Consider the following 20628-nt stretch of genomic DNA (forward strand, 5'->3'; position numbering starts at 1 on the left):
GAATAACACCGTCACGCTTTGCTTCGATTGGTTCTACTTCCACCCCTCTTCTTGATTCAAACCCTACCTAGACTCTGACGTGCCAGGAGGCAGTGAGAGTCCATGACGGACCGGTGTGATCTCCTGGCCCTGATTGCCAAGGAGATCAAGCATGAGAATGGAAGTCAGTCGGCATGGCCCGCTGGGCTGTGCCTTGTTGAGCGTTTTGCTGTGCCCGTTCGCCAGCGCCGACCCCTCGTTGTCGCCGCAAATACCCTTCGATGTCACGGCCACCCAGCCTGTCTCCCTGTCCAGCCTGCAAGGTAATTTCGATGACCTGTCGTGGCAGACCTTCATCGCCCTGAACTGGCCGGCGCTGGACAACGGCAATCCCAATACCGGCACCACCATCGGCCAGCAGGACGGGGCCACGGTCTGGGAAAGCTGGAAAGAGAGTTACCAGATTTTCCGAGCCAAGGGCCAGGCGCCCTTGCCTTGGGATGCGCCAGCGACGCTTCCCGAGGTGTGCAAGCAGCTCAAGCCCGGGCGGTTGCTGCAGCAGATGGGCAAGGTCCCCGACATGTTGGATGAGTTTATCCAGCCCTTTGATAGTGGTCCGCTGGTGGATCAGAACGGCGCTTATACGCGCAATGAAATCGTGGTCAACCAGTCCATGTTCAACGGGATCGTCGACAACGGCCTGTACAGCATCGAAGGTCAGCGGAAATTCTTTGCCGCGAACAAGACCAACACCGTTGCGTTCAGCTGCGGCTCCAACGACACGAGCCAGGTCGGTTCGGTCATGGTGAAGGCATCCTGGAAGGTGCTGGGCGCAAACGACCGTCCCCAGGATTTCCACACGGTCGACGCGCTGGTCTATACGCCGGGCAACAGCGACCCGAGTCATGGGCCGATAGTCGAGGAGTCGTGCGCATCGCAATCGGTCGGGCTGGTGGGCTTGCACATCGTCCACAAGACCGCCAGCGCGCCGCAGTGGGTCTGGTCGACCTTCGAGCATGTGAACAACGTGCCGGAACAATCCACACCGGTGGCGCAGCGCAAAGGCCCGTACCTGTTCTACAACGCCGCCAGCGACAGCGCGGTCAATCGGCCACCGCCACGGCCATGGAACCCGGCCGTCAAGGCGACGCCCTCGCAGATCGTGCGCGAAGTGCCGCTGACCGGACCTACCAATGCCTTGAACGCCAAATATCAGGGCCTGTTGCGCACGGTCAACCCGCAGAGCGTCTGGGCCAACTACCAGTTGGTCAGTACTCAGTGGCCGAGCGCCGCGCCGCCGCCGAACTGCCAGATTTCGGCCGCCAATCCGCTGGGTAATCCCGCGCCACCGTTCCTGGCCAACGCCACCCTGGAAACCTACATCCAAGGCACCACGCCCCAGGCGTCTTCCAGTTGCATGGCTTGTCATGGCAACGCCGCCACCCATGTCACCGAATCCCCGCGTACCAGCTTTGCGGACTTCACCTATTTGCTCGAACGCGCGCAGTCCACTTCCGGACAAGGAGCCAAACAATGAGCACTGACCTGGACAACTTCGTCGGCCTGTCATCGGCCCTGACCGGCATTCCCATCGCGCGCCTGGCGCCGCAGCTCGACCCGGTAGGTCTGCCGCCGCTGTTTCTCGATTACGTCACCCCACGAATCACCACCGATGTGCTCAACCCGTTGTTGACGCTGTACGCCACACTCGCGGCTGACAACGTGCCCCCGGACAAGATCGCCCAGCAGGTGCTGACGACTGTGCAACCGACTCCCAACTCCGTGCTGGCGGCGCGTTCGATCATGAAACTGTGGTTTCTGGGTGTCTGGTACCAACCCTATGACGCAGGGAATTACAAAAAGGATGACTCGGCGGTGGTGTCCGACCAGGCCTACATCTACAGCTGGGCCTGGAAAGTGGCCCAGGCTCACCCCATGGGCTACAGCGAATCGTTCTTCGGCTACTGGAACGAACAGCCGCCGAGCCTCGAGGACTTGACCGGCGTCCCCGCTACCGCGTCCTCTGATGCACAACAAGGAGACCGGTCATGAGTACTGAACAAGCCGAAGTGGTGATCGTGGGTGCCGGGCTGGCGGGTAGCATCGTGGCCTATCAACTGGCCATGGCTGGGGTGGAGGTGTTGGTGCTCGAGTCGGGGCCAGAGATCCCGGTCAACCGGGCTCAATATCTGGAACGGTTCTACACCACCACACTGAAAACCCCGGAATCGCCCTATCCACCGGTCACCAGCCTGGACCCGCCCCGCGACCCGGCCGGGCAGAACGCCCCGCGTGCGACCATCGCCGACCTGATTCTGGGATGGGACAATCCAGCCGTCAGTTACCTGGTGCAGAAGGGCCCGATGCCCTTCACCAGTACCTATGAACGAGTGGGTGGCGGGACCACCTGGCACTGGGTCGGAACGAGCCTGCGTATGGTGCCGAACGATTTTCGCCTGAAATCCTTGTACAACGTCGGGGTGGACTGGCCCATTGGCTACGACGATCTGCAAAGCGCCTACTGCCGGGCCGAGGCGGAAATCGGCGTCTCGGCCAACGTCGCCGACCAGGCGTACCTGGGCATAACCTTTCCCGAAGGCTATGCCTTCCCGATGCACAGCATTCCGCTGTCACTGGTCGATGGCAGTTTTGTCACGGCGGTGACGGGGCAGAGCTTCGACGGCTTGCCGCTGGTGGTCAGTCCGACACCGGCCGGGCGCAATTCCGAGCCCTACGCGGGGCGCCGGGTGTGTGCCGGTAATACCAATTGCACCCCGATCTGTCCGATCCAGGCCAAGTACGACGCCACCGTGACGATGACCAAGGCTCTGGCCACCGGCAAGGTCAAGGTGCTGTACCGAACCGTGGCGAGCAAAGTGACCGTGGGCGCGGACAACAATGTCAGCGGTGTGGAGTTCATGCAGTATCAATTGGGTGACGGACCGGTCACTGGCACTGGCGTGGCCCTTGGCCAACGTTATGTGATCGCCGCCCATGCCATCGAAACCCCCAAGCTGTTGCTCAACTCCGCAACGCCCGCCTGGCCCAAGGGGGTGGCCAACAGCAGCGGTCAGGTGGGACGTAGCCTGGCCGACCACCCGATCTACCTGGCGTGGGGCCTGATGCCTGAGGGCAAGGCGATTTTTCCGTACCGTGGCCCCTTGTCCACTGCGGGTATCGAGAGTCTGCGAGACGGTGCCTTTCGCAGCCAACGAGCGGCGTGGCGCATTGAAATCGGCAACGAGGGCTGGAACTGGCCGGCCAACGATCCCTACGACACGGTGGCCGACTTCATCGACGGCACGAACAACAACCGCGTCAACCCGCTGTCGTCGAATCAGGACCCCAAAGCCCCCACCGAAGCGCTTTATGGGACGGCGCTGGTGCAAAAACTCAACGACATCTTCGTCCGTCAGTTCCGCATCGCGTTCCTGGTGGAGCAGGTAGAAGACGATCCCGATAACGCCAAGTGCTACATCGTGCCGTCCGCCGACTTCAAGGACCGGCTCGGTATTCCCCGGCCGGAAATCCACTATGAGTTGTCCGAGTACACCAAGAAGGGTTTCCTGGAGGCAAAACGACTGGCCACCCACATTATCAAGGACCTGCTCGGCGCAGAGGAGTTGACCAAGCCTCTTAAACCGGGGAAGTTCATTTACGATAAAGAACCTCTCAGCTTCCAAGGGGCCGGGCACTTGATGGGTACCTATCGCATGGGCAGTGACCCGGCCACATCGGTGGTCGACAAGGACCAGCGCAGTTGGGATCACAAGAATCTGTTCCTGGTGGGCGATGGGGTTTTCCCCAGCAGCGGGACCTCGAATCCTAGCCTGACGATTGCAGCGTTGTCGTTCCAGGCCGGCGATACGCTGGCCAATGACTTGAAGGCCGCGGCGGCAGTAGTTGTGGCCGACAAGGGCTGGCAGGGAACTGGCGTGCAGATCGACGGTGTCGTGCCGCGTCGTGCCCGTTGGATTCTGGGCTTCTGGAACGCCAGCCCGGACAGTGGATGGGTGGACGGAAAAGGTAATCCGAACTACACCGCCAAGTCCGGTTATACCTTGCCGGGTGCCGCCGAAGGTGCCTTGATCGGCCGTGTCGGCGACAGCGGTACCCCATTCCTGATCGGTGATCTGGCGCAGATTCCGGCTGGGCAGAGTGGGGAACTGCAGCTGTGTATCAACGATGACCTAATGGGTCGGTATGGCGCGGGCTTGAGTGACAACCAGGGTGCGCTGACGGTGGGGGTCGAGTTCGGTACGGTGTGACCCCAGGTTTTATTCGGGTCAATGTGTCGAGGGAACAAGCTCCCTCGACACAAATCCCGGCACAACCCTTCAGGCGGCCGAGCGCTGGTTGCGCAAGGCCATCGGCCCGGCGCGCTCTTCGATGGCCCGCTTCAGTTCGCCGCGAAGCCCGAGCAGGAAGCCTGCCTCGACCACTACGAACAAGGGCCCGACGATCAACCCGGTCAGGTCATCGACGAATGCCGGTTTGCGACCTTCGTAATAGTGACCGACGAACTGGATCGCCCAGCCCACCACAAACATCCCCAGCCCACTGCCCAGCCACGCCAATGTACTTTGCGCCGCCAATACCTGCCCCAGCCACACGGCCAGGCCCAGTAGAACCGTCATCAGCACGCCCAGGCGTATCTCCAGGCGCAGGTAGAACCAGGCACTGGCCGCCGCGACGAGTAACGCTGGCGAAAGCAGTAGCGCACCCACTGGCCAGCCCGGTCGTGACAGCAGCACGGCGACAGCGACGAAAATCAGCGGGATGCCAATGAAATGGCTGGCGATGTTGCGCGGGTCGCGGTGATAGGCGGCGTATTGACTGAGATGATCGACGAGGCTTTTCATTGTTGTTCCTCCTGAGGTGATGCCTGCATGATGCCCAGGTCCCATAAGGTGTTCTGTCAGTTAGCCGACACTTCCCGGAGTTTCCATGAATTCGCACCCCTGGCATTCGCACCTGATGGCCGGACACTGGTACAGCCATCTGCCTGTTGAATTGCAGAATAGCCTGCTGGGCATGTCACGGGTGCGGCGCCTGTCGACAGGACATCGGCTGTTCCAGCGCGGCGATCCACCGTGCGGTCTGTATGCTGTTCTCGAAGGTTCGGTGCGGGTCGGTTCGGTGAGCGAGCAAGGCAAGGAGGCGCTGTTGAGCGTGGTAGAGGCACCTCACTGGTTCGGTGAAATCTGCCTGTTCGATGGCCAGCCGCGTACCCACGACGCAGTTATCGTGGGGCAGTGCACGCTACTGCACGCACCCCAGGCGACGTTGCTGGCCTTCCTGGAACAACACCCGGTCTACTGGCGGTACCTCGCGCTACTGATGAGCCACAAGCTGCGCCTGGCCTTCATCAACCTCGAACAGCTGAGCCTGATGCCTGCTCCGGCACGCGTGGCCCATCGCCTGCTGCTGATCGCCGAGGGCTACGGCGAGATCGAATCGGCGCGACAGGTCCTGCAACTGTCCCAGGAACAACTGGCCCTGATGCTCTCGCTGTCACGCCAGACCACCAACCAGATCCTCAAGGATCTGCAGACCCAAGGCATTCTTCACCTCGGTTATGGCGAGATCGAGATCCTTGATATGGGGCGGTTGCGGGAGATGACACTGGTCTGAGTGCGGTATCGACTGATCCATCGCTTTCGCGAGCAGGCTCGCTCCCACATTGAGTCTGTATTGGCCGTGCATCTCTGTGGGAGCGAGCCTGCTCGCGATGAGGCCAGCCCTGCTAGCGCAACCCCTCCCGAAACTGCCCGGGCGTCATTCCAGTCCAGCGCTTGAACGCGCGGCTGAAGCTGCTGGCATCGGCAAACCCCAGCAGGTAGCCGACTTCGCTCAACGAGCATTGGGGATCGCGCAGGTGCAGCAGTGCCAGGTTTTCCCGGCACTCGTTGAGCAGCGCGTCGAAGCGGCAGCCTTCATCAGCCAGGTGTCGTTGCAGGCTGCGCAGGCTCAGGTGCATGGCTTGGGCGATGCGTTCGGCGCTGGGTTCGCCTTCGGGTAATTGGGCCTCGATGGCTGCGCGCACCTTGCGCTCCCAGGTCAGTGGCTGGAGGTGGGCGAGGGTGCGCTTGAGCACCGCTTCGTTGTGTTCGGCCAGCTCCGGGTTGGCATCGTCCAGGTGGCTGTCGAAATCGGCAAGGCTGAACTCCAGATAATCGTGTTCGGCGGCGAAATGCACCGGCGAGCGGAACACCTTATGCCACGGTGCAGGGTCTGCCGGTTCAGGGCGCCGCAGGTAAACCGCCAATGGTGCGTAGTCGCGACCCAGGCGATTGCGACAGGTGCGCACGTAAATCGCAGCGAACGCGTCGATGGCTTCGAAAGCCGGCATAGGGCGGCCCTGGGGCACATCAAGGGTGAAACGGTAGCGGTCCTCGCAACGGGTCAGTTGCAGCGTCAGCGCGTCGCTGACCACCGGGTGATAGCGCACGATGCGCTCGAATACTTCGCGCAGACTGCCGCTGGCCACCAGGGCGTAACCCAATGCGTGAAATGTCGTGGGACTTACGAAGCGTGACACCCGCAGGCCGATTGCCGGATCGCCGCTGGCTTGCACCGCCAATGCCCATAGACGGGTGGTGGCTGAAAGCGGGTAGCGGGCGTTCGGATCGTCCATCAACTGTGGGTCGAGCCCGGCCTCAAGGCACAAGGCGTGGCCATCCAGGCCCAGCGCATCGAGCTGTTTGCGCAGGGCGCGGGTCCAGCTGGCGAGGGTGGTAGGTTCAGTCATGGCGATTGGCGCTTGCGGTCAACAGGTTGGCGTCTGCGGCTACCACCCTGCGCAGCAACGCTGGTCAGGATGAGCACATCTCTAACAGAGGATTTAAGCCATGCATGGCCGTAGCGCAAGTCCCGAGCGATTGAATGCACAACAACGATCCGCCCATATTCGCCAAGTGGTATTGGCCCATGGCGAAGAATTGCGCAGACGCTACCCGATTCTGCTCCATCAGGATGCCTTGGGTGCGGGCATTCTGACGTTCGCCCTGGCGGGGATGATCGGATCGGCGCTGCTCTACATCAATGGCCACCTGGTCGGCTGGGCGTGCCTGCTGCTCAACGCCTTTTTTGCCTCGCTGACCCACGAATTGGAGCATGACCTGATCCACAGCATGTATTTTCGCAAGCAGCGCCTGCCCCACAACGTGATGATGGGGCTGGTGTGGCTGGCGCGGCCGAGCACCATCAACCCGTGGATCCGCCGTCATCTGCACCTCAATCATCACAAGATGTCCGGCACCGAGGCCGACCTGGAAGAACGGGCCATCACCAACGGCGAACCCTGGGGGCTGGCACGGTTGCTGATGGTTGGCGATAACGTGATGTCGGCCTTCATCCGCTTGTTGCGCGCCAGGACCTGGGCGCACAGGCGCAGCATCCTCAAACGCACGCTGAAAGTGTATTTCCCGCTGGCGTTGCTGCACTGGGGGGCCTGGTACGTGTTTCTCGGGTTCCACGGGGCCAATGGCGTCGCCGGCCTGTTTGGCACGTCGATTGACTGGTCGGCGAACACCTTGGCGATGATGCACGTGATCGACATCGCGGCAGTGGTGATTATCGGCCCAAACGTGTTGCGCACCTTCTGCCTGCACTTCATCAGTTCCAACATGCATTACTACGGCGACGTCGAACCGGGCAATGTCATCCAGCAAACCCAGGTGCTCAACCCGTGGTGGCTGTGGCCGTTGCAGGCATTCTGCTTCAACTTCGGCAGCAGTCACGGGATTCATCATTTTGCGGTGAAGGAGCCGTTCTACATCCGTCAACTGACGGTGCCGGTGGCTCACAAGGTGATGCGCAAGATGGGTGTGCGGTTCAATGACTTCGGCACCTTTGGCCGGGCGAACCGGTTTGTAGGCGAGGATAAACCGAGGCAGGAAGCGGTGAGTGCTGTTCAGGGTTGAGGTGGCTTTTTTCACACGTCGTCGATAGACCCATAGTCCGTGGCGAGGGAGCAATTCCCTTTGCCACTGAGGTCGCGCCTGTTGGCCATGCAGCAGCCCTGGCGGGCGGGTGCATAACGACTACGCTCATCCTCTCGTCGGGCCACGCCAAAAAAGCCTAATTTTTTCCCGGGGCTTGCCGACAGACTGATATGCGTGCACCAAAGTGGAGCAGACCACAAGTCCTGCCCGCGCTGTCATGTGAACGTTGCAACCGGAATGCACCCCCACTCCCTGCATAAGAAGCCTCTTCGATGAATTTGAAATTCAGCCATAAAATCCTTCTAGCCGCCTCTGGTGTGGTAGTTCTGGCTTTTGCCCTGTTCACCCTCTACAACGACTATCTGCAGCGAAACACCATCGGCCGCAGCCTTGAGTCCTCCATCGAACAATCCGGTGACCTGACGGCCAGCAGCGTCCAGAACTGGATGAGCGGTCGCATCCTGGTGCTGGAAAACCTGGCGCAGAACATCGCACACCAGGGGGCTACCGCCGATCTGGCGGGGCTGGTCGACCAGCCGGCGCTGACATCGAATTTCCAGTTCACCTACGTGGGCCAGGCCAACGGTGTCTTCACCCAGCGCCCCGACGCAAAAATGCCCGACGGCTACGACCCGCGTCAGCGCCCTTGGTACAAACAGGCGGTGACCGCCGATAAAACCATGCTGACCCCGCCCTATTCGGCTGCCGTTGGCGGGCTGGTGGTGACTATTGCCCTGCCGGTGAAAAAAAGCGGTGAGTTGCTGGGTGTGGTGGGCGGTGACCTGAGCCTGGATACCTTGGTGAAAATCATCAATTCGGTGGACTTCGGTGGCATCGGCCATGCTTTCCTGGTCAGCGGTGACGGTCAGGTGATCGTCAGCCCGGACAAGGACCAGGTGATGAAGAACCTCAAGGATATTTATCCCGATACGCCTGTGCGCATTGGCAAAGGTATCCAGGACGTCGAGCTGAACGGGCAGGATCGTATTCTCTCGTTCACACCGGTTACCGGCCTGCCGGGCGCCGAGTGGTACATCGGTTTGTCGATCGACAAGAACAAGGCCTATGCGCCGCTGAGCCAGTTCCGCACTTCGGCGCTGATTGCGATGTTTGTCGCGGTCGCGGCCATCGCGTTGCTGCTGAGCCTGTTGATTCAGGTGTTGATGCGTCCGCTGACCACCATGGGGCGTGCCATGCAGGACATTGCCCAGGGCGAAGGCGACCTGACCCGACGTCTGGCCGTGCAGGGCAAAGATGAGTTCGCGGTGTTGGGCGGCTCGTTCAACCAGTTCGTGGAGCGGATCCACGCCTCGATCTCCGAAGTGTCTTCCGCCACCCGACATGTGCATGACTTGTCGCAGCGCGTGATGACGTCGTCAAACGCTTCACTCGTCGGCTCGGATGAACAGAGCGCCCGCACCAACAGCGTGGCGGCGGCCATCAACCAGTTGGGCGCCGCGACCCAGGAAATCGCCCGCAATGCCGCGGACGCATCGCAACAGGCCAGTGGTGCCAGCGAGCAGGCCGATGACGGTCGTCAGGTGGTGGAAAAAACCATTCAGGCCATGACCGAGCTGTCGCAGAAAATCAGCCTTTCTTGCACCCAGATCGAAACCCTGAACGCCAGCACCGATAACATCGGGCACATTCTGGATGTGATCAAAGGTATTTCCCAGCAAACCAACCTGCTGGCCCTGAACGCCGCCATCGAAGCCGCTCGTGCCGGTGAAGCCGGACGTGGTTTTGCGGTGGTGGCCGATGAAGTGCGCAACCTGGCGCACCGCACCCAGGAGTCGGCGGAAGAAATCCATAAGATGATCACTTCGCTTCAGGTCGGCTCCCGTGAAGCGGTAACCACGATGAACGCCAGTCAGGCGTCCAGCGAAGAAAGCGTGGAAGTTGCCAACCAGGCCGGTCTGCGGCTGGTCAGCGTGACGCAGCGTATCGGCGAAATCGACGGCATGAACCAGTCGGTGGCCGCCGCGACCGAAGAACAGAGCGCCGTGGTGGAAACCCTCAACATGGACGTCAGCCATATCAACCTGCTGAACCAGCAAAGCGTGGCCAACCTCAATGAAACCCTGAAGGATTGCGACGCCTTGTCCCAACAGGCCAACCGGCTGAAGCAACTGGTGGACAGCTTCAAGATCTGACAGGCGCGGGGGCTGTACTGCCGCCATCGCGAGCAGGCTCGCTCCCACAGGGGATTTGGGGTGAGTCTGGATTTTGCAGCCGCTCGGAACCCAGTGTGGGAGCGAGCCTGCTCGCGAAGACGGCGGCACAGCCAACCTCATCGCCAACTGACCCGGCGCTATCGCGAGCAGGCTCGCTCCCACAAGGGGACTACCTAGGCGAACATCTTCTGCACATTCCCCATCGCCTCATCGGCAAAGCCTTGCAGGAAGTCCCTGAACCCCGATGGTGAATGGGCGTCGGTGTGGTCGGCGATGATGGTCCAGGTGGCGCGGCAACGGTTGTCTGCCAGGGGCTCGACGCGCATGGCAGCCCACAGGTTGTCGATGCCCAAGGTGTTGTAAATCAGTGTCCAGGTCATGTGCATGGCCTGGTCGTCACGGCTGTTGAGCTGCTCCACCACCAGGTTCTGCCCGTCGACAAAGAACTTCTTGCGCAGGGACCTCACGCCCTCGCCGGTCATTTCGATACGCTCGAGCGCCGGGATGAAACGGTTGAAACCTCCAAAGTCGCCCACCAGTGCCCAGACCTGTGCCGCGTCGGCCGCTACCTCCACCGAGGTTTCGACTTGGCAGGCTTGAGGATTTCTGATCAGGGTGTCGGGTTGAAATGCATTCATGGTCTTGCTCCTTGCTTCGGGTTGGATTGCTTCAGATGAAGTCGATGGCTTTGAGGTAGTCGGCACCGCGCCGCAGCAGGGCCGGGGATTTTTCCGGGTAGCAGGCGCCCATCTGCCGCACCCCGGTCCGGGCGTTGTCATGGCGGATCATCGAGATGTCGCCGATGTCTTCTTCAAACCCGTTGAGATAAAACCCCAGCACGCCGAACAACGCGTTGTTGGCATCGACTCGACCCAGTTGCCGTTGCCAGTCCGCGACGCTTACCAGGGAAAACTCCCGGCCGCTGTCGCGGAACGACGCCACATAGGCGTCCCAGCTCAACGGCTCGGGGTTGTGCAGGTTGAACACCGCTTGCGTCGGCTGGTAGCGGCTGGCGTGGAAGGCGATGAAACGGGCCAGGAAGTCCACCGGCATCAGGTCGAAATTGAGCGACAGATCCGGCACCTGGCCCAGCTGGATCGAGCCCTTGAGCATCAGCATCAAGCGATTCTTGTGGGGCTGGCAGACTCCGGTCAGGCTGTTGAAACTGATGTTGCCCGGGCGGAACAGGTTGACCCACACCCCGCGATCCCGTGCCCGTTGCAGGATCCGTTCGCCGACCCATTTGGACAGGTTGTAGCCGTTCTTGATGTAGATCGGTGGCGTCGGTGCGGCGGGTTGTTCCAGTACCTGGCCGTCGATGCCCAAGGCACTGGAGGCTGAAAGCGTGGAGACGAAGTTGAAGATCTTCTTGCTGCGGCCTTCACACAGACGCAGGCATTCGAAGATCGGCTCCACGTTGTCCCGCGCCAGGGACTCGTAGTCGAGCACGTGATTGACGTGGGCGGCGTTGTGCACCAGGGCGCCGAAGGTACGGTCGATACGGGCATAGACGTCGTCCGGCAAACCCAATTGTGGCTGGGTGATGTCGGCGGCATAGACGCTGACCCGGCTCAGGTCCAGATGAGTCAGGCGATTGTCCTGCAGTGCCTGGGAAAAGCGTTCCGCCGCGCTTTGTCCGGCGGACGCGCGCACCAGGCAGGCGACTTCGGTGGCGCCCCAGGCCAGCAGTGCCTCGACAATGTGCACTCCGAGAAAGCTGTTGGCTCCGGTCACCACCACTTTATGCACGTCACCGCATTGGCTGATGGGCAGTGGATCGATGTGGAGTTCGGTTTCGGCATCGATGAGAGCCTGGGGACTGAGTGCCGATGTGTCGCTGTGTTCATTGCTGTCGAGCAGCTTCGCCAAGGTCATCAGTGTCGGTGCTTCGATGAAGCGATTGATCGACAGGCTGCGACCGAAGGTCTGGCGAATGCTCAGCAACAGTTGCGACAGCAGGATCGAGTGCCCGCCCAGGTTGAAGAAACTCTCGTCGGTGGCAATGTCTTCGGCCGGCAGTTCCAGCAGCTCGGCCCACACTTGCTGCAACTGGGTTTCCAGCGGATTCTGCGGCTGGCGTCGTTGGCCACCGACCTGGACCTGCACCGACAGAGCGAGCAAGGCGCGGCGATCGACCTTGCCGTTGCTGGTGTAGGGCAGGCTGGGCAGCTCGATGTAGGCGCCAGGGTGCATGTAGCTGGGCAACGTGTCCTGCACATGCTCGCGCAGCGCCTGGAGCGCGGCACCGGGCCGATCTTCCCGGGGATGAACCAGGAACGCCAGGATCCGTCGGCGCTCGTCCACACCCACGGCCACCTGGCGGAACAGCTGGCTCTCCCGCAGGCAATGTTCGATTTCCTCTGGCTCGACCCGAAAGCCACGGACCTTCACCTGATTGTCGCGCCGGCCGCACAGTTCGATGCCGTTGTCGCTCCACTGGCCGATATCGCCGGTGCGATAGACCCTCAGCCTCTGACCGCCGGGCAGGGACAGGTCAAGATACCGCGTGGCGGTCAGCGTCGGGTCGTGCAGATACCCCAGGCCGACGCCCGGCCCCGCGATATAGAGCTCGCCGGGTACGCCTTGGGGCACCGGTTGCAGCCGTTCGTCGAGGATCAGTACCCGACCGTTGGCGATGGGCACGCCGAGGTTGCGGTTGTTATCACCCACGCCAAACTGCCGTGTGGTGGCAAGCACGGTGGTTTCAGTCGGGCCATAGATGTTGTGGAACCGGCATTGGGGCGCAAGCCGCTCGATCACGAACGGCTCGCAGACGTCCCCACCGGTGATCAGGTGTGTCAGGCCCAGCGGTGCCTCCAGCGGCATCACGCTCAGCAATGCAGGCGGTAGAAAGGCGTGGGTGACATGCTGCTGGTGAATCAACGCCACCAGTTGCTGCGGGTCGCGGCGCTGGTCTTCGCTGGGCACTACCAGCAATGCACCCTGGATGAAGGTTGGGAGGATATCCAGCAGCGATGCATCGAAGTTGATGGTGGAGAACTGCAACGCCCGACTGTCTCGCTGTAACCCGACGTAGTCGCTGTACCAGGCACAGAAGTGGCTGAGGTTGCGATGGCTGAGCAGCACACCTTTGGGTTGACCGGTGGTGCCGGAGGTGTAGATCGCCACCGCCGGTTCGTCGATGTCCACTGAGCGACGGATCAGCGAGACGGGGATGCCCGGCTTGAGCACTGGCAGCCGATGCACGTTCAGCGCGGGCACGGGCAGATCGACCAAGTCGCTGTCGCCATCGTGCAGCAGCAGGTCGGCCTTGGCGTTTTCCAGGATGAAGCGTCGACGCTGCACGGGGTGTTGCGGGTCCAGCGGCAGGTACACGGCGCCACAGCCCAGCACGGCCAGGATCGCCGCATATAACGGCGCGGATTTAGGCAGACACACCGCAATCACCATTTGAGAGCTAGGCTTGTGAGTGCAAGTCCTGTGGGAGCAAGGCTTGCCCGCGATGAACGATGACTCGGTCTGGTTGGGTACCGCTGTGTCCGTATCGCGGGCAAGCTTTGCTCCCGCAGGTTTTGCTTCCACAGACTCTGCATATCCCAGCCGTTCCAGTATTGCCTGCTGCAAACCCAGCGCCTGGGTGCGCAAGGTCTTGTAGTCCGTGAGCTGGCCTTCGACCAACAGTGCCGGACATACCGCATCATCGAGCAAGCGCTGTTCGATGCCGTGCATCACCGGCACTTCGGCGGCGGCCAGCAGCCAGGGCACTGGCGGCCGGTTGAGGCCATGCTCGAAAGCCAGCGCGTCCAGTGCGTCGAGCCCCTGTAAAGGGTGTTCGGCAGCGTCGGCCTGCACCGTCGGCCAGTGATCGAGGCCGGTGTCATCCCGGGATAACTGGCTGACCAGCCTTGCACCGACCTCAACCAGCACGGCCTGGGCCTGCAGTCGCAAGGACTGACCATTGCCGCTTTGCGGGTCAATTGTCTCCTGGCTTAACAGCCGCTGCGCGCCGTCGCGAAACACAATGACCGGTTGCGGCAAGGCTTCGCCGGGCACCGTCCGTAACGCGACGCGGACCTCAAGGCGTGAGCGGGCTTCAATGGCGCATGGCGCCGTACCGTCGTCGATCAACAGGTCGATCGCCGGTGCTTGAGTCGTCACGACACCGTGGCCGTGCAGTTCAAGTTCCTGGGCCAGTTCGGCCATGGCCTGGCTGGTGCCAGGCACTGCAATTTCTAGGCGTCTCATTGGCAGCTCCTCATGCGGTCAGGTAGTCGGCCAGGGCATCGCGCACGCAGGGGGAAGCGAGCATCGAACTGCTACGGAAAAAACGGGTGATGTTGCCCACCAATGGATGGAAGCGATTGATGGGGTAGGCCAGCGCACTGGCTTCTTCGCGCAGGGACTGGCGCACCGATTCATCGACGGGCAGATGGGCGATCAGCTCGAAATCGAAGGCCTGCTGCAGATCGCTGGCCAGATACTGGACGATAAAGCCGGGCATCAACCGGGCAATCGCTTCATGGTCTTCTTCGGGTGCTGCACGCCAGTACATCTGTACCAGCCGCGTCCAGAAACCCGAATGTCGGCCCTCATCCATCAGATGATCGGCCATCAGTCCCTTGATCGATGCCTTGACCGAGTCGTCCCGGGCAAATGCGGCGACTTCGTTGGTCACGGTGTTTTCGGCGATCGCGATGCAGATCAGCTCCACGGCGCTTTGCAGGTGTGCCGGCGCCTGGGCCAGCGTCGCCGGTATCGCACGGCTGAGTTCGATCTGCGTCGGTAACGGAATCGGCTCGATGCCGGTCATGTCGATGGTCTGCTGCATGAAATCCATCGCCACCAGCGCGTGATAATCCTCGTCTACCACCACCGTCATTGCGTCGTAGCGACAGGCGAACGGGAATTCGATGCCGAAGCGATTCTTGGCGATGCGCCGGGCGGTGTGGTCCACCAGTTCGGTCTCGAAGATCACCACATCGTTGATGAACTTGTAGAGGCTCTGCACCAGCGCGTAATCACGCAGTTGTGGGCAGTGGCTGAGAAAGGTCTGGCTGTGCACCAGAGGCTGCCGGCTCATGGGAAAGATCATTCTGTCGTCATTTTCGATCCGCCGCCGTGGCCGGGTTCGGATCGTCGCGCGGCTTTCCCAGGTGTCGGCGAAGGACTGGTATTGGATGGCGTTCATGGCGTCACCTGCGCGATCGGTTGGGTCATGCTCTGGCGCAGGCCATCCCACAGGGCCGCCCGACTGTGGACGGCGGCGAGCGCGGCGGACAGCACCTCGGTTTCGCGTTGCGGGTCGCCGTCGATCAATCGGGCCAGCAGTTTCTCCGCAGCAGGGCCGTGGTCTTCGGAGTCGACTTCGATGTGCCGTTGCAGGTAGTACCGAAACGTCGGCGCTTGATCCAGGCCGATGCCCCAGGCATCCAGCATGCGTTGGAACATTTGCGGGATGACGCTCTCGCGACCATGCACGAACGCGGCGGCCACGCTGTGGGCTGGGGCATGCAGGGCGGTGTGCAGGGTCTGACGAACGAAGCGGGCCGCCGCGGGTTCTACTTCGACGCTGTCCAAGGCGGTTTCGGGGCTGACACCTTCCTGTTGCAGGGTGATGAATTGTTCAATCGCCCGAGTATCCGCGCCGACTTCCCGCATGGCGTCCAGGTACAGTTCGAAATGGCTGCAATACCCTGCGCCGGGGCGATCGTCGGACTCCTCTCCTAGCACGATTTCATTGATCAGGCGTGCCGCGTGCGGGTCGGCTGGTGGTAACCAGGGCAGATGAACGCAGGTCAGCTCCCTTTGCAGCCGCTTGGTCAACGACATGAAGTCCCACACGGCAAAAACGTGGCTTTCCATAAAGCGGCGTAACAGGTCAATTGATGTTATTTCGGAAAAAACAGGATGTTGGCCAAGTTCGCGTTTTTTCAAAAAAAGTTGTTCTTTGGTTGGCTGCATTTGAACGTCCTCATCAATGATGTTTGTCCGGTAGGGTGCTCGTTATTTTTAATAAGGCGAGCGGGTGCCTGAACCGGAATCCATGAATTACCCAAGTCATGCAAGTGTGTGCTGCTATTTCACTTCTAAGGCATGACTGCCTTGTTTTATAAGTGTTTATTGAAATTTGAGATCGTCGATAACAACTCGACGTAGAAAAAATTAATACACGGAACAACTCGGCGGCAAGCAATTTTTTAATTATTTGAAGTTCAAGTTTTATTGGGCGTGAAGAGGCTTGATAAGACTTATTGGATAAGTTTTATTGAGGCGAAGTTGCTCCTTCCGATTTATAGCGATCAGAATAGATAGTTCGAGTGAATGCCTCACCCGGAGCACTTCAGGGAACGGGAAATAATGAAGTTCGTGTTTTATGGGCGGGACGTCGGTCGGACATTCGATTCTCCCGCCGGTGGGCGACGCTCCTTGCGTGATGGCTTCGATCCGCCTGGTTTGTAGCCAGGCGCTGACTTCTTCAGGTCTTTTTTTGAATCGACAAGCGCAAGAGTGAGCCCAAATCGACGGCAGTGCCATGGAACTGAACTGGCGGCGCGTCGCAGACACGGCCAAGCCGCTTCAGGTGGGCGGGAAGACGGGTAGGAAGGATATGTAAGAAAGTGATACGCCGGCCGGGTCGCCGGCGGACGATCAGTTGGATGATTGTTCCAGGTACCGTCGAATAGTGACGCAGGCTTTCTCCAGATGACCCTCCAGCAGGGTCACCGCGCTATCGATGTCTTTGGCACTCACGGCCTGAAGCAATGCGCGATGATCATCCTGGGTCAGCTTGCCCAGCCCCATGGACGACAGATGAAAGCGCAGGAAGCGCTCCTCTTCATTGAGCTCGCGCTCGATCAGGTCCAACAACTTGCTGTTGGGTGCCTTGTGATAAAGCGACATGTGGAACAGCCGATTGAGCTTGCCGATCTCGGCGTGATCAGTCTGTGCTTCCAACTGCTCGATGTAGTGGGCGGCCAGCGCCAGGTCATCGGCATCGAGCAAAGGGACCGACAAACGCAAGGCGAACGATTCCAGTACCGCGCGTAGCGCGTAGGTTTCGATGGCGTTGTTGGTGATCAGCGGGGCGACCACGGCACCTTTGTGTTGAACCACATTGAGCAGCGATTGCGCTTCGAGCTGGCGCAACGCCTCGCGTACCGGCATGCGACTCACGCCGAACAGGTCGGCCAGTTCCTGCTGGCGCAGTGCCGTGCCGCAGGGCAGGCGTCCATCGAGGATAGCCTCGCGCAGGGCGCCCTCGATGATCGAACGGGCCTGGGCAGCGGGGATGGGCCCATTGACCTGGATAGTGCTTAACGGCTTGGGCTTCTTAGTCACGACCACGCACCCTGAATAGCGAATTGGATCCATGCCAACATTAGTGACAGATTACCAGCCAGTCAAAGCCTCATGACTGGCGTCCCTGAACTAAAGTGTTCCTGAACGAAAGTGTTCCTGAACGAAAGTTTAGCGTGCCTTGGGTGATTGCACCTTGCCATTGTCTTTTGCCGGGCCAGGCTTCACCATCCCACGAACCCTCAACGGTCTTTTCTGGACGCATTCCCTTGGCTGCACCTTTCCCTGCCTTCAGGTTCCTGCGCTGGCTGTGTTCGGCATTATTGCTGGCCGGCCTCATGCTGGGTGGCCTGCACGCCGATTGGGACTTCGCGCAGATCAGCCGAAGGGCGCAGGCACTGTATGGGTCGCTGGGCGAAGGGCAGCAACGGATCGATGCCTGGCAGCATCTGCTGGCTACCGAGAAGCAGACGCCTGAGCTGGAGCAGCTCAAGGTGGTGAATCTGTTCTTCAACAAACAGGTGCGCTACGTGGAAGACATCGATCTGTGGCATGAGGTCGATTACTGGGAAACCCCGATCCAGGCTTTATGGAAGGGTGCCGGCGATTGTGAGGACTACGCCATCGCCAAGTACTTCAGCCTGCGGCATCTCGGGGTGTCCAGTGACAAGCTGCGCATCACCTACGTCAAGGCATTGCGACAGAACCGGGCGCACATGGTGCTCACCTATTACGCCACGCCCGAGGCCATGCCCTTGGTGCTCGACAGCCTGATCGACGCTATCCAGCCGGCCAGCCAGCGAACCGACCTGTTGCCGGTCTACTCTTTCAATGCCGAAGGGCTGTGGCTACCGGGCGCCAAGGGCAACAAGAAAGTCAGCGACACCAAGCGCCTGTCCCGGTGGCAGGATGTGTTGAAGAAAATGCAGGCCGAAGGTTTTCCGGTCGAGACGACTAACTAGGAGCACGCGCTCAGATGTCTTTGTTCAAACAACTGTTGATCGCTATCTGTCTGTTCCTGGTGGTTGCCTTCAGCGGCAGCTTCATGGTCAGCCTGGAGAGCTCGCGGGCCCAGTACGTCAATCAGCTGCGATCCCACGCCCAGGACGCGGCCACAGCGCTGGCGTTATCCCTGACGCCGAACATCGATGATCCGGCGATGGTGGAGCTGATGGTCAGTTCCATTTTCGACAGCGGCTACTACGCCAGCATCCGTGTGGTCGATGTGGCTACCGACAAGACTCTGGTCGAGCGCACCGGTACTCCAGACGCTGGTAGCGTGCCGCAGTGGTTCGTCAAACTCATCGGCCTGGAGCCGGCCGGTGGCGATGCGATCGTCAGCCGTGGCTGGGAACAGGCGGCACGTGTCGAAGTGGTCAGCCACCCCATGTTCGCGCTTGCCAAGCTGTGGCAGAGCGCACTGGGCAGTTTGGGGTGGTTGCTGCTGTGCGGTGCCGTGAGCGCGGTGCTGGGGGCCTTGCTGCTACGTCGCCAGCTCAAGCCATTGGATTACATGGTGCTCCAATCCCAAGCCATCGCCCGGCGCGAATTCCTGAGCCTGCCGGAGCTGCCGCGTACCCCTGAACTGCGTCGCGTGGTGCAGGCGATGAACCAGATGGTCGAGAAGCTCAAGGCGTTGTTTCAGGAGCAGGCCGAGCGCAGTGAAAAGCTTCGGGTCGAGTCCTACCAGGACAATCTCACGGGGCTGGCCAATCGGCGTTATTTCGAAATGCAGCTCAATGCCCGGGTGAGCAACCCTGAGCAGGCCAGCTCCGGCTATCTGTTGTTGTTGCGGGTCCAGGACCTGGCCGGTTTGAACCAGCGCTTGGGTGGGCAGCGCACCGACCAATTGCTCAAGGCCGTGGGCGAGCAGTTGTTGCGCGAGTGTGCCCGATACCCGGAAACCCAGAATCTGGTGACACGTATCCGTGGCGGGGAATTCGCTGTGCTGGCGCCGGGACTGGTGCGCGAGGAGGCGCTGCAACTGGCGCAGCATCTCGAAACCGCACTGGCGAGCCTGCATGCCACAGGTGCGACCGACGTGGCGTCGGTGGCTGCTATCGGGCTGGCGCCATTCGTCCATGGTGACTCGCCGCAAGCGGTGCTGCAGCTTGGCGACCAGGCCCTGGCCCAGGCTGAAAGCCAGGGCGAGCCGGGCTGGGCCTGCCTGGAGCACAGCGCGTCGGCCAGTGTCGGTGACGATCATCATGCCTGGCATACGCTGCTCGACCGGGCGTTGGAAAAACAGCGGTTCGAGCTGTACTTCCAACCGGTTGTGGCCGCTCAGGACACTCAACTGGTGCTGCATTACAAAGTGCTTTCCCGGTTACTCGACGATCAGGGCCAGACCATTCCCGCTGGGCGTTTCCTGCCTTGGCTGGAGCGCTTCGGCTGGACGGCGCGCCTGGACCGCCTGATGCTCGAGCAGGTGCTGCGGCAAATGGCCGGGCACGAGGAGGCCCTGGCGCTGAATCTGTCCTCTGCCACCCTGGCCGACCCGCAGGCGCTGAACAAAATCTTTGAGATCCTGCGGGCCCATTCCAACCTCGGGTCGCGCCTGACCCTGGAAATCGGTGAAGAACAGTTGCCTGAACAAGCGGTGCTGGAGCAGCTGACTCGACGTTTGCGTGAGCTTGGTTTTTCCTTGAGCCTGCAGCGTTTTGGTGGGCGTTTCAGCATGATCGGCAACCTGGCGCGGTTGGGGTTGGCCTATCTGAAAATTGATGGCAGTTATATCCGGGCGATCGATCAGGAAAGCGACAAGCGTTTGTTCATTGAGGCGATTCAGCGGGCAGCCCATAGCATTGACCTGCCGTTGATTGCCGAGCGGGTGGAGACGGAGGGGGAGCTGGCGGTGATTCGGGAGATGGGGGTGTTTGGGGTGCAGGGGCAGTTGGTGGGGGGGCCGCGGCGTTGGGATTGAGTACATATCCGTTGCTGCGGTAATGGCTGCTGGCGGTTCCGCTCTTACAGCGGGTTACTTTTGGCAGACGCCCGGAATGTCGGCCCAGCCAAAAGTAACCAAAAGGTCTTCGCCCCACCACTCGGCACCTCGCCAAGGCGAGGTGTTCCCTCACTCCGGCATTGCTCCGTGGGCCCGCCGCGAAGGGCCATCCATGGCCCAGCGCGGCTAACCCGGCATCCATGCCGGGTTGCCCACTACGCAATGCCTGCGTTCGGCCAGCGTGGTTAATGGGGCCTTCAGATCAAAAGCAGAGCAAAAGCAGAGCAAAAGCAAGGCGAGGCGGCCTTATGGCCGGTCTGTTCTTGCG

The 20628-nt window shown here is 60.9% G+C and carries 15 protein-coding genes; 8 read left to right on the forward strand and 7 right to left on the reverse strand.

The annotated features are described in order from the left end of the window. The first annotated feature begins 151 nt into the window (after positions 1-151). The 3 genes from QZH45_RS01845 to QZH45_RS01855 are packed head-to-tail and all read left to right on the forward strand — an operon-like array spanning position 152 to position 4247. Positions 152-1516, forward strand: coding sequence for a hypothetical protein (locus tag QZH45_RS01845; RefSeq protein WP_024780867.1), 1365 nt, complete (start codon positions 152-154; stop codon positions 1514-1516). Continuing rightward, entirely contained in the window at positions 1513-2031 is a 519-nt protein-coding gene (locus QZH45_RS01850; RefSeq protein WP_053190487.1) for a sorbitol dehydrogenase, read from the forward strand. Before QZH45_RS01845 ends, QZH45_RS01850 begins: the two co-directional genes overlap by 4 nt. Then, positions 2028-4247 carry a GMC family oxidoreductase gene (locus QZH45_RS01855; protein WP_024780869.1) on the forward strand — a complete coding sequence of 740 codons (2220 nt, stop codon included), beginning with the start codon at positions 2028-2030 and terminating at the stop codon, positions 4245-4247. The genes QZH45_RS01850 and QZH45_RS01855 overlap by 4 nt, the downstream gene beginning before the upstream one ends. Before the next feature lie 69 nt (positions 4248-4316). Here the strand turns inward: QZH45_RS01855 and QZH45_RS01860 are convergent, their stop codons facing one another. Further along, complete coding sequence (locus QZH45_RS01860; RefSeq protein ID WP_053190489.1) at positions 4317-4841, reverse strand: DUF962 domain-containing protein; 525 nt, start codon at positions 4839-4841, stop codon at positions 4317-4319. A gap of 85 nt (positions 4842-4926) precedes the next feature. On the opposite strand from QZH45_RS01860, the gene QZH45_RS01865 reads away from it, so the two are divergent. Then, positions 4927-5613, forward strand: coding sequence for a Crp/Fnr family transcriptional regulator (locus tag QZH45_RS01865; RefSeq protein WP_055134911.1), 687 nt, complete (start codon positions 4927-4929; stop codon positions 5611-5613). A 112-nt stretch (positions 5614-5725) separates the two neighbouring features. On the opposite strand, the gene QZH45_RS01870 is transcribed toward QZH45_RS01865, so the two are convergent. Beyond that, positions 5726-6730 (reverse strand): AraC family transcriptional regulator, encoded by a 1005-nt coding sequence (locus QZH45_RS01870; protein ID WP_024780872.1) that lies wholly within the window; start codon positions 6728-6730, stop codon positions 5726-5728. A gap of 100 nt (positions 6731-6830) precedes the next feature. Here QZH45_RS01870 and QZH45_RS01875 point away from each other — a divergent pair, with 100 nt between their 5' ends. Continuing rightward, positions 6831-7904: a fatty acid desaturase gene (locus tag QZH45_RS01875; protein WP_024780873.1), complete on the forward strand. Its 1074-nt coding sequence runs from the start codon at positions 6831-6833 to the stop codon at positions 7902-7904. Positions 7905-8197: 293 nt separating this feature from the next. Beyond that, entirely contained in the window at positions 8198-10078 is a 1881-nt protein-coding gene (locus QZH45_RS01880) for a methyl-accepting chemotaxis protein (protein ID WP_053190491.1), read from the forward strand. Between the two features lie 194 nt (positions 10079-10272). Here QZH45_RS01880 and QZH45_RS01885 read toward each other — a convergent pair whose 3' ends face one another. The 5 genes from QZH45_RS01885 to QZH45_RS01905 all read right to left on the reverse strand — a co-directional run bounded on the left by QZH45_RS01885 (position 10273) and on the right by QZH45_RS01905 (position 17398). Further along, a complete protein-coding gene (locus tag QZH45_RS01885; RefSeq protein ID WP_024780875.1) occupies positions 10273-10737 on the reverse strand; it encodes an SRPBCC family protein in 465 nt (154 codons plus the stop codon). Positions 10738-10768: 31 nt separating this feature from the next. After that, positions 10769-14305, reverse strand: coding sequence for a non-ribosomal peptide synthetase (locus tag QZH45_RS01890; RefSeq protein ID WP_053190492.1), 3537 nt, complete (start codon positions 14303-14305; stop codon positions 10769-10771). 10 nt (positions 14306-14315) lie between these two features. Further along, positions 14316-15248, reverse strand: coding sequence for a diiron oxygenase (locus tag QZH45_RS01895; protein ID WP_024780877.1), 933 nt, complete (start codon positions 15246-15248; stop codon positions 14316-14318). Further along, entirely contained in the window at positions 15245-16021 is a 777-nt protein-coding gene (locus QZH45_RS01900; RefSeq protein WP_024780878.1) for a DUF3050 domain-containing protein, read from the reverse strand. The genes QZH45_RS01895 and QZH45_RS01900 overlap by 4 nt, the downstream gene beginning before the upstream one ends. Positions 16022-16708: 687 nt before the next feature. Then, entirely contained in the window at positions 16709-17398 is a 690-nt protein-coding gene (locus QZH45_RS01905; RefSeq protein ID WP_024780879.1) for a GntR family transcriptional regulator, read from the reverse strand. Positions 17399-17694: 296 nt separating this feature from the next. Here QZH45_RS01905 and lapG point away from each other — a divergent pair, with 296 nt between their 5' ends. Both lapG and lapD read left to right on the forward strand, forming a co-directional pair. Then, positions 17695-18318 (forward strand): cysteine protease LapG, encoded by a 624-nt coding sequence (lapG, locus tag QZH45_RS01910; protein ID WP_231995073.1) that lies wholly within the window; start codon positions 17695-17697, stop codon positions 18316-18318. A gap of 14 nt (positions 18319-18332) precedes the next feature. Further along, positions 18333-20279 (forward strand): cyclic di-GMP receptor LapD, encoded by a 1947-nt coding sequence (gene lapD, locus QZH45_RS01915; RefSeq protein WP_053190498.1) that lies wholly within the window; start codon positions 18333-18335, stop codon positions 20277-20279. Positions 20280-20628: the final 349 nt, after the last annotated feature.

Origin of the sequence: Pseudomonas corrugata, assembly GCF_050920615.1 — a bacterium.
Lineage (GTDB): Bacteria > Pseudomonadota > Gammaproteobacteria > Pseudomonadales > Pseudomonadaceae > Aquipseudomonas > Aquipseudomonas corrugata.

Bases quoted from the DNA above. Each gene is read 5' to 3' on its own strand.
- lapD (WP_053190498.1), top strand. From the start codon at position 18,333: ATGTCTTTGTTCAAACAACTGTTGATCGCTATCTGTCTGTTCCTGGTG.
- QZH45_RS01850 (WP_053190487.1), top strand. From the start codon at position 1,513: ATGAGCACTGACCTGGACAACTTCGTCGGCCTGTCATCGGCCCTGACC.
- lapG (WP_231995073.1), top strand. From the start codon at position 17,695: ATGCTGGGTGGCCTGCACGCCGATTGGGACTTCGCGCAGATCAGCCGA.
- QZH45_RS01875 (WP_024780873.1), top strand. From the start codon at position 6,831: ATGCATGGCCGTAGCGCAAGTCCCGAGCGATTGAATGCACAACAACGA.
- QZH45_RS01895 (WP_024780877.1), bottom strand. From the start codon at position 15,248: ATGAACGCCATCCAATACCAGTCCTTCGCCGACACCTGGGAAAGCCGC.
- QZH45_RS01855 (WP_024780869.1), top strand. From the start codon at position 2,028: ATGAGTACTGAACAAGCCGAAGTGGTGATCGTGGGTGCCGGGCTGGCG.
- QZH45_RS01880 (WP_053190491.1), top strand. From the start codon at position 8,198: ATGAATTTGAAATTCAGCCATAAAATCCTTCTAGCCGCCTCTGGTGTG.
- QZH45_RS01860 (WP_053190489.1), bottom strand. From the start codon at position 4,841: ATGAAAAGCCTCGTCGATCATCTCAGTCAATACGCCGCCTATCACCGC.
- QZH45_RS01900 (WP_024780878.1), bottom strand. From the start codon at position 16,021: ATGCAGCCAACCAAAGAACAACTTTTTTTGAAAAAACGCGAACTTGGC.
- QZH45_RS01865 (WP_055134911.1), top strand. From the start codon at position 4,927: ATGAATTCGCACCCCTGGCATTCGCACCTGATGGCCGGACACTGGTAC.
- QZH45_RS01890 (WP_053190492.1), bottom strand. From the start codon at position 14,305: ATGAGACGCCTAGAAATTGCAGTGCCTGGCACCAGCCAGGCCATGGCC.
- QZH45_RS01845 (WP_024780867.1), top strand. From the start codon at position 152: ATGAGAATGGAAGTCAGTCGGCATGGCCCGCTGGGCTGTGCCTTGTTG.
- QZH45_RS01870 (WP_024780872.1), bottom strand. From the start codon at position 6,730: ATGACTGAACCTACCACCCTCGCCAGCTGGACCCGCGCCCTGCGCAAA.
- QZH45_RS01885 (WP_024780875.1), bottom strand. From the start codon at position 10,737: ATGAATGCATTTCAACCCGACACCCTGATCAGAAATCCTCAAGCCTGC.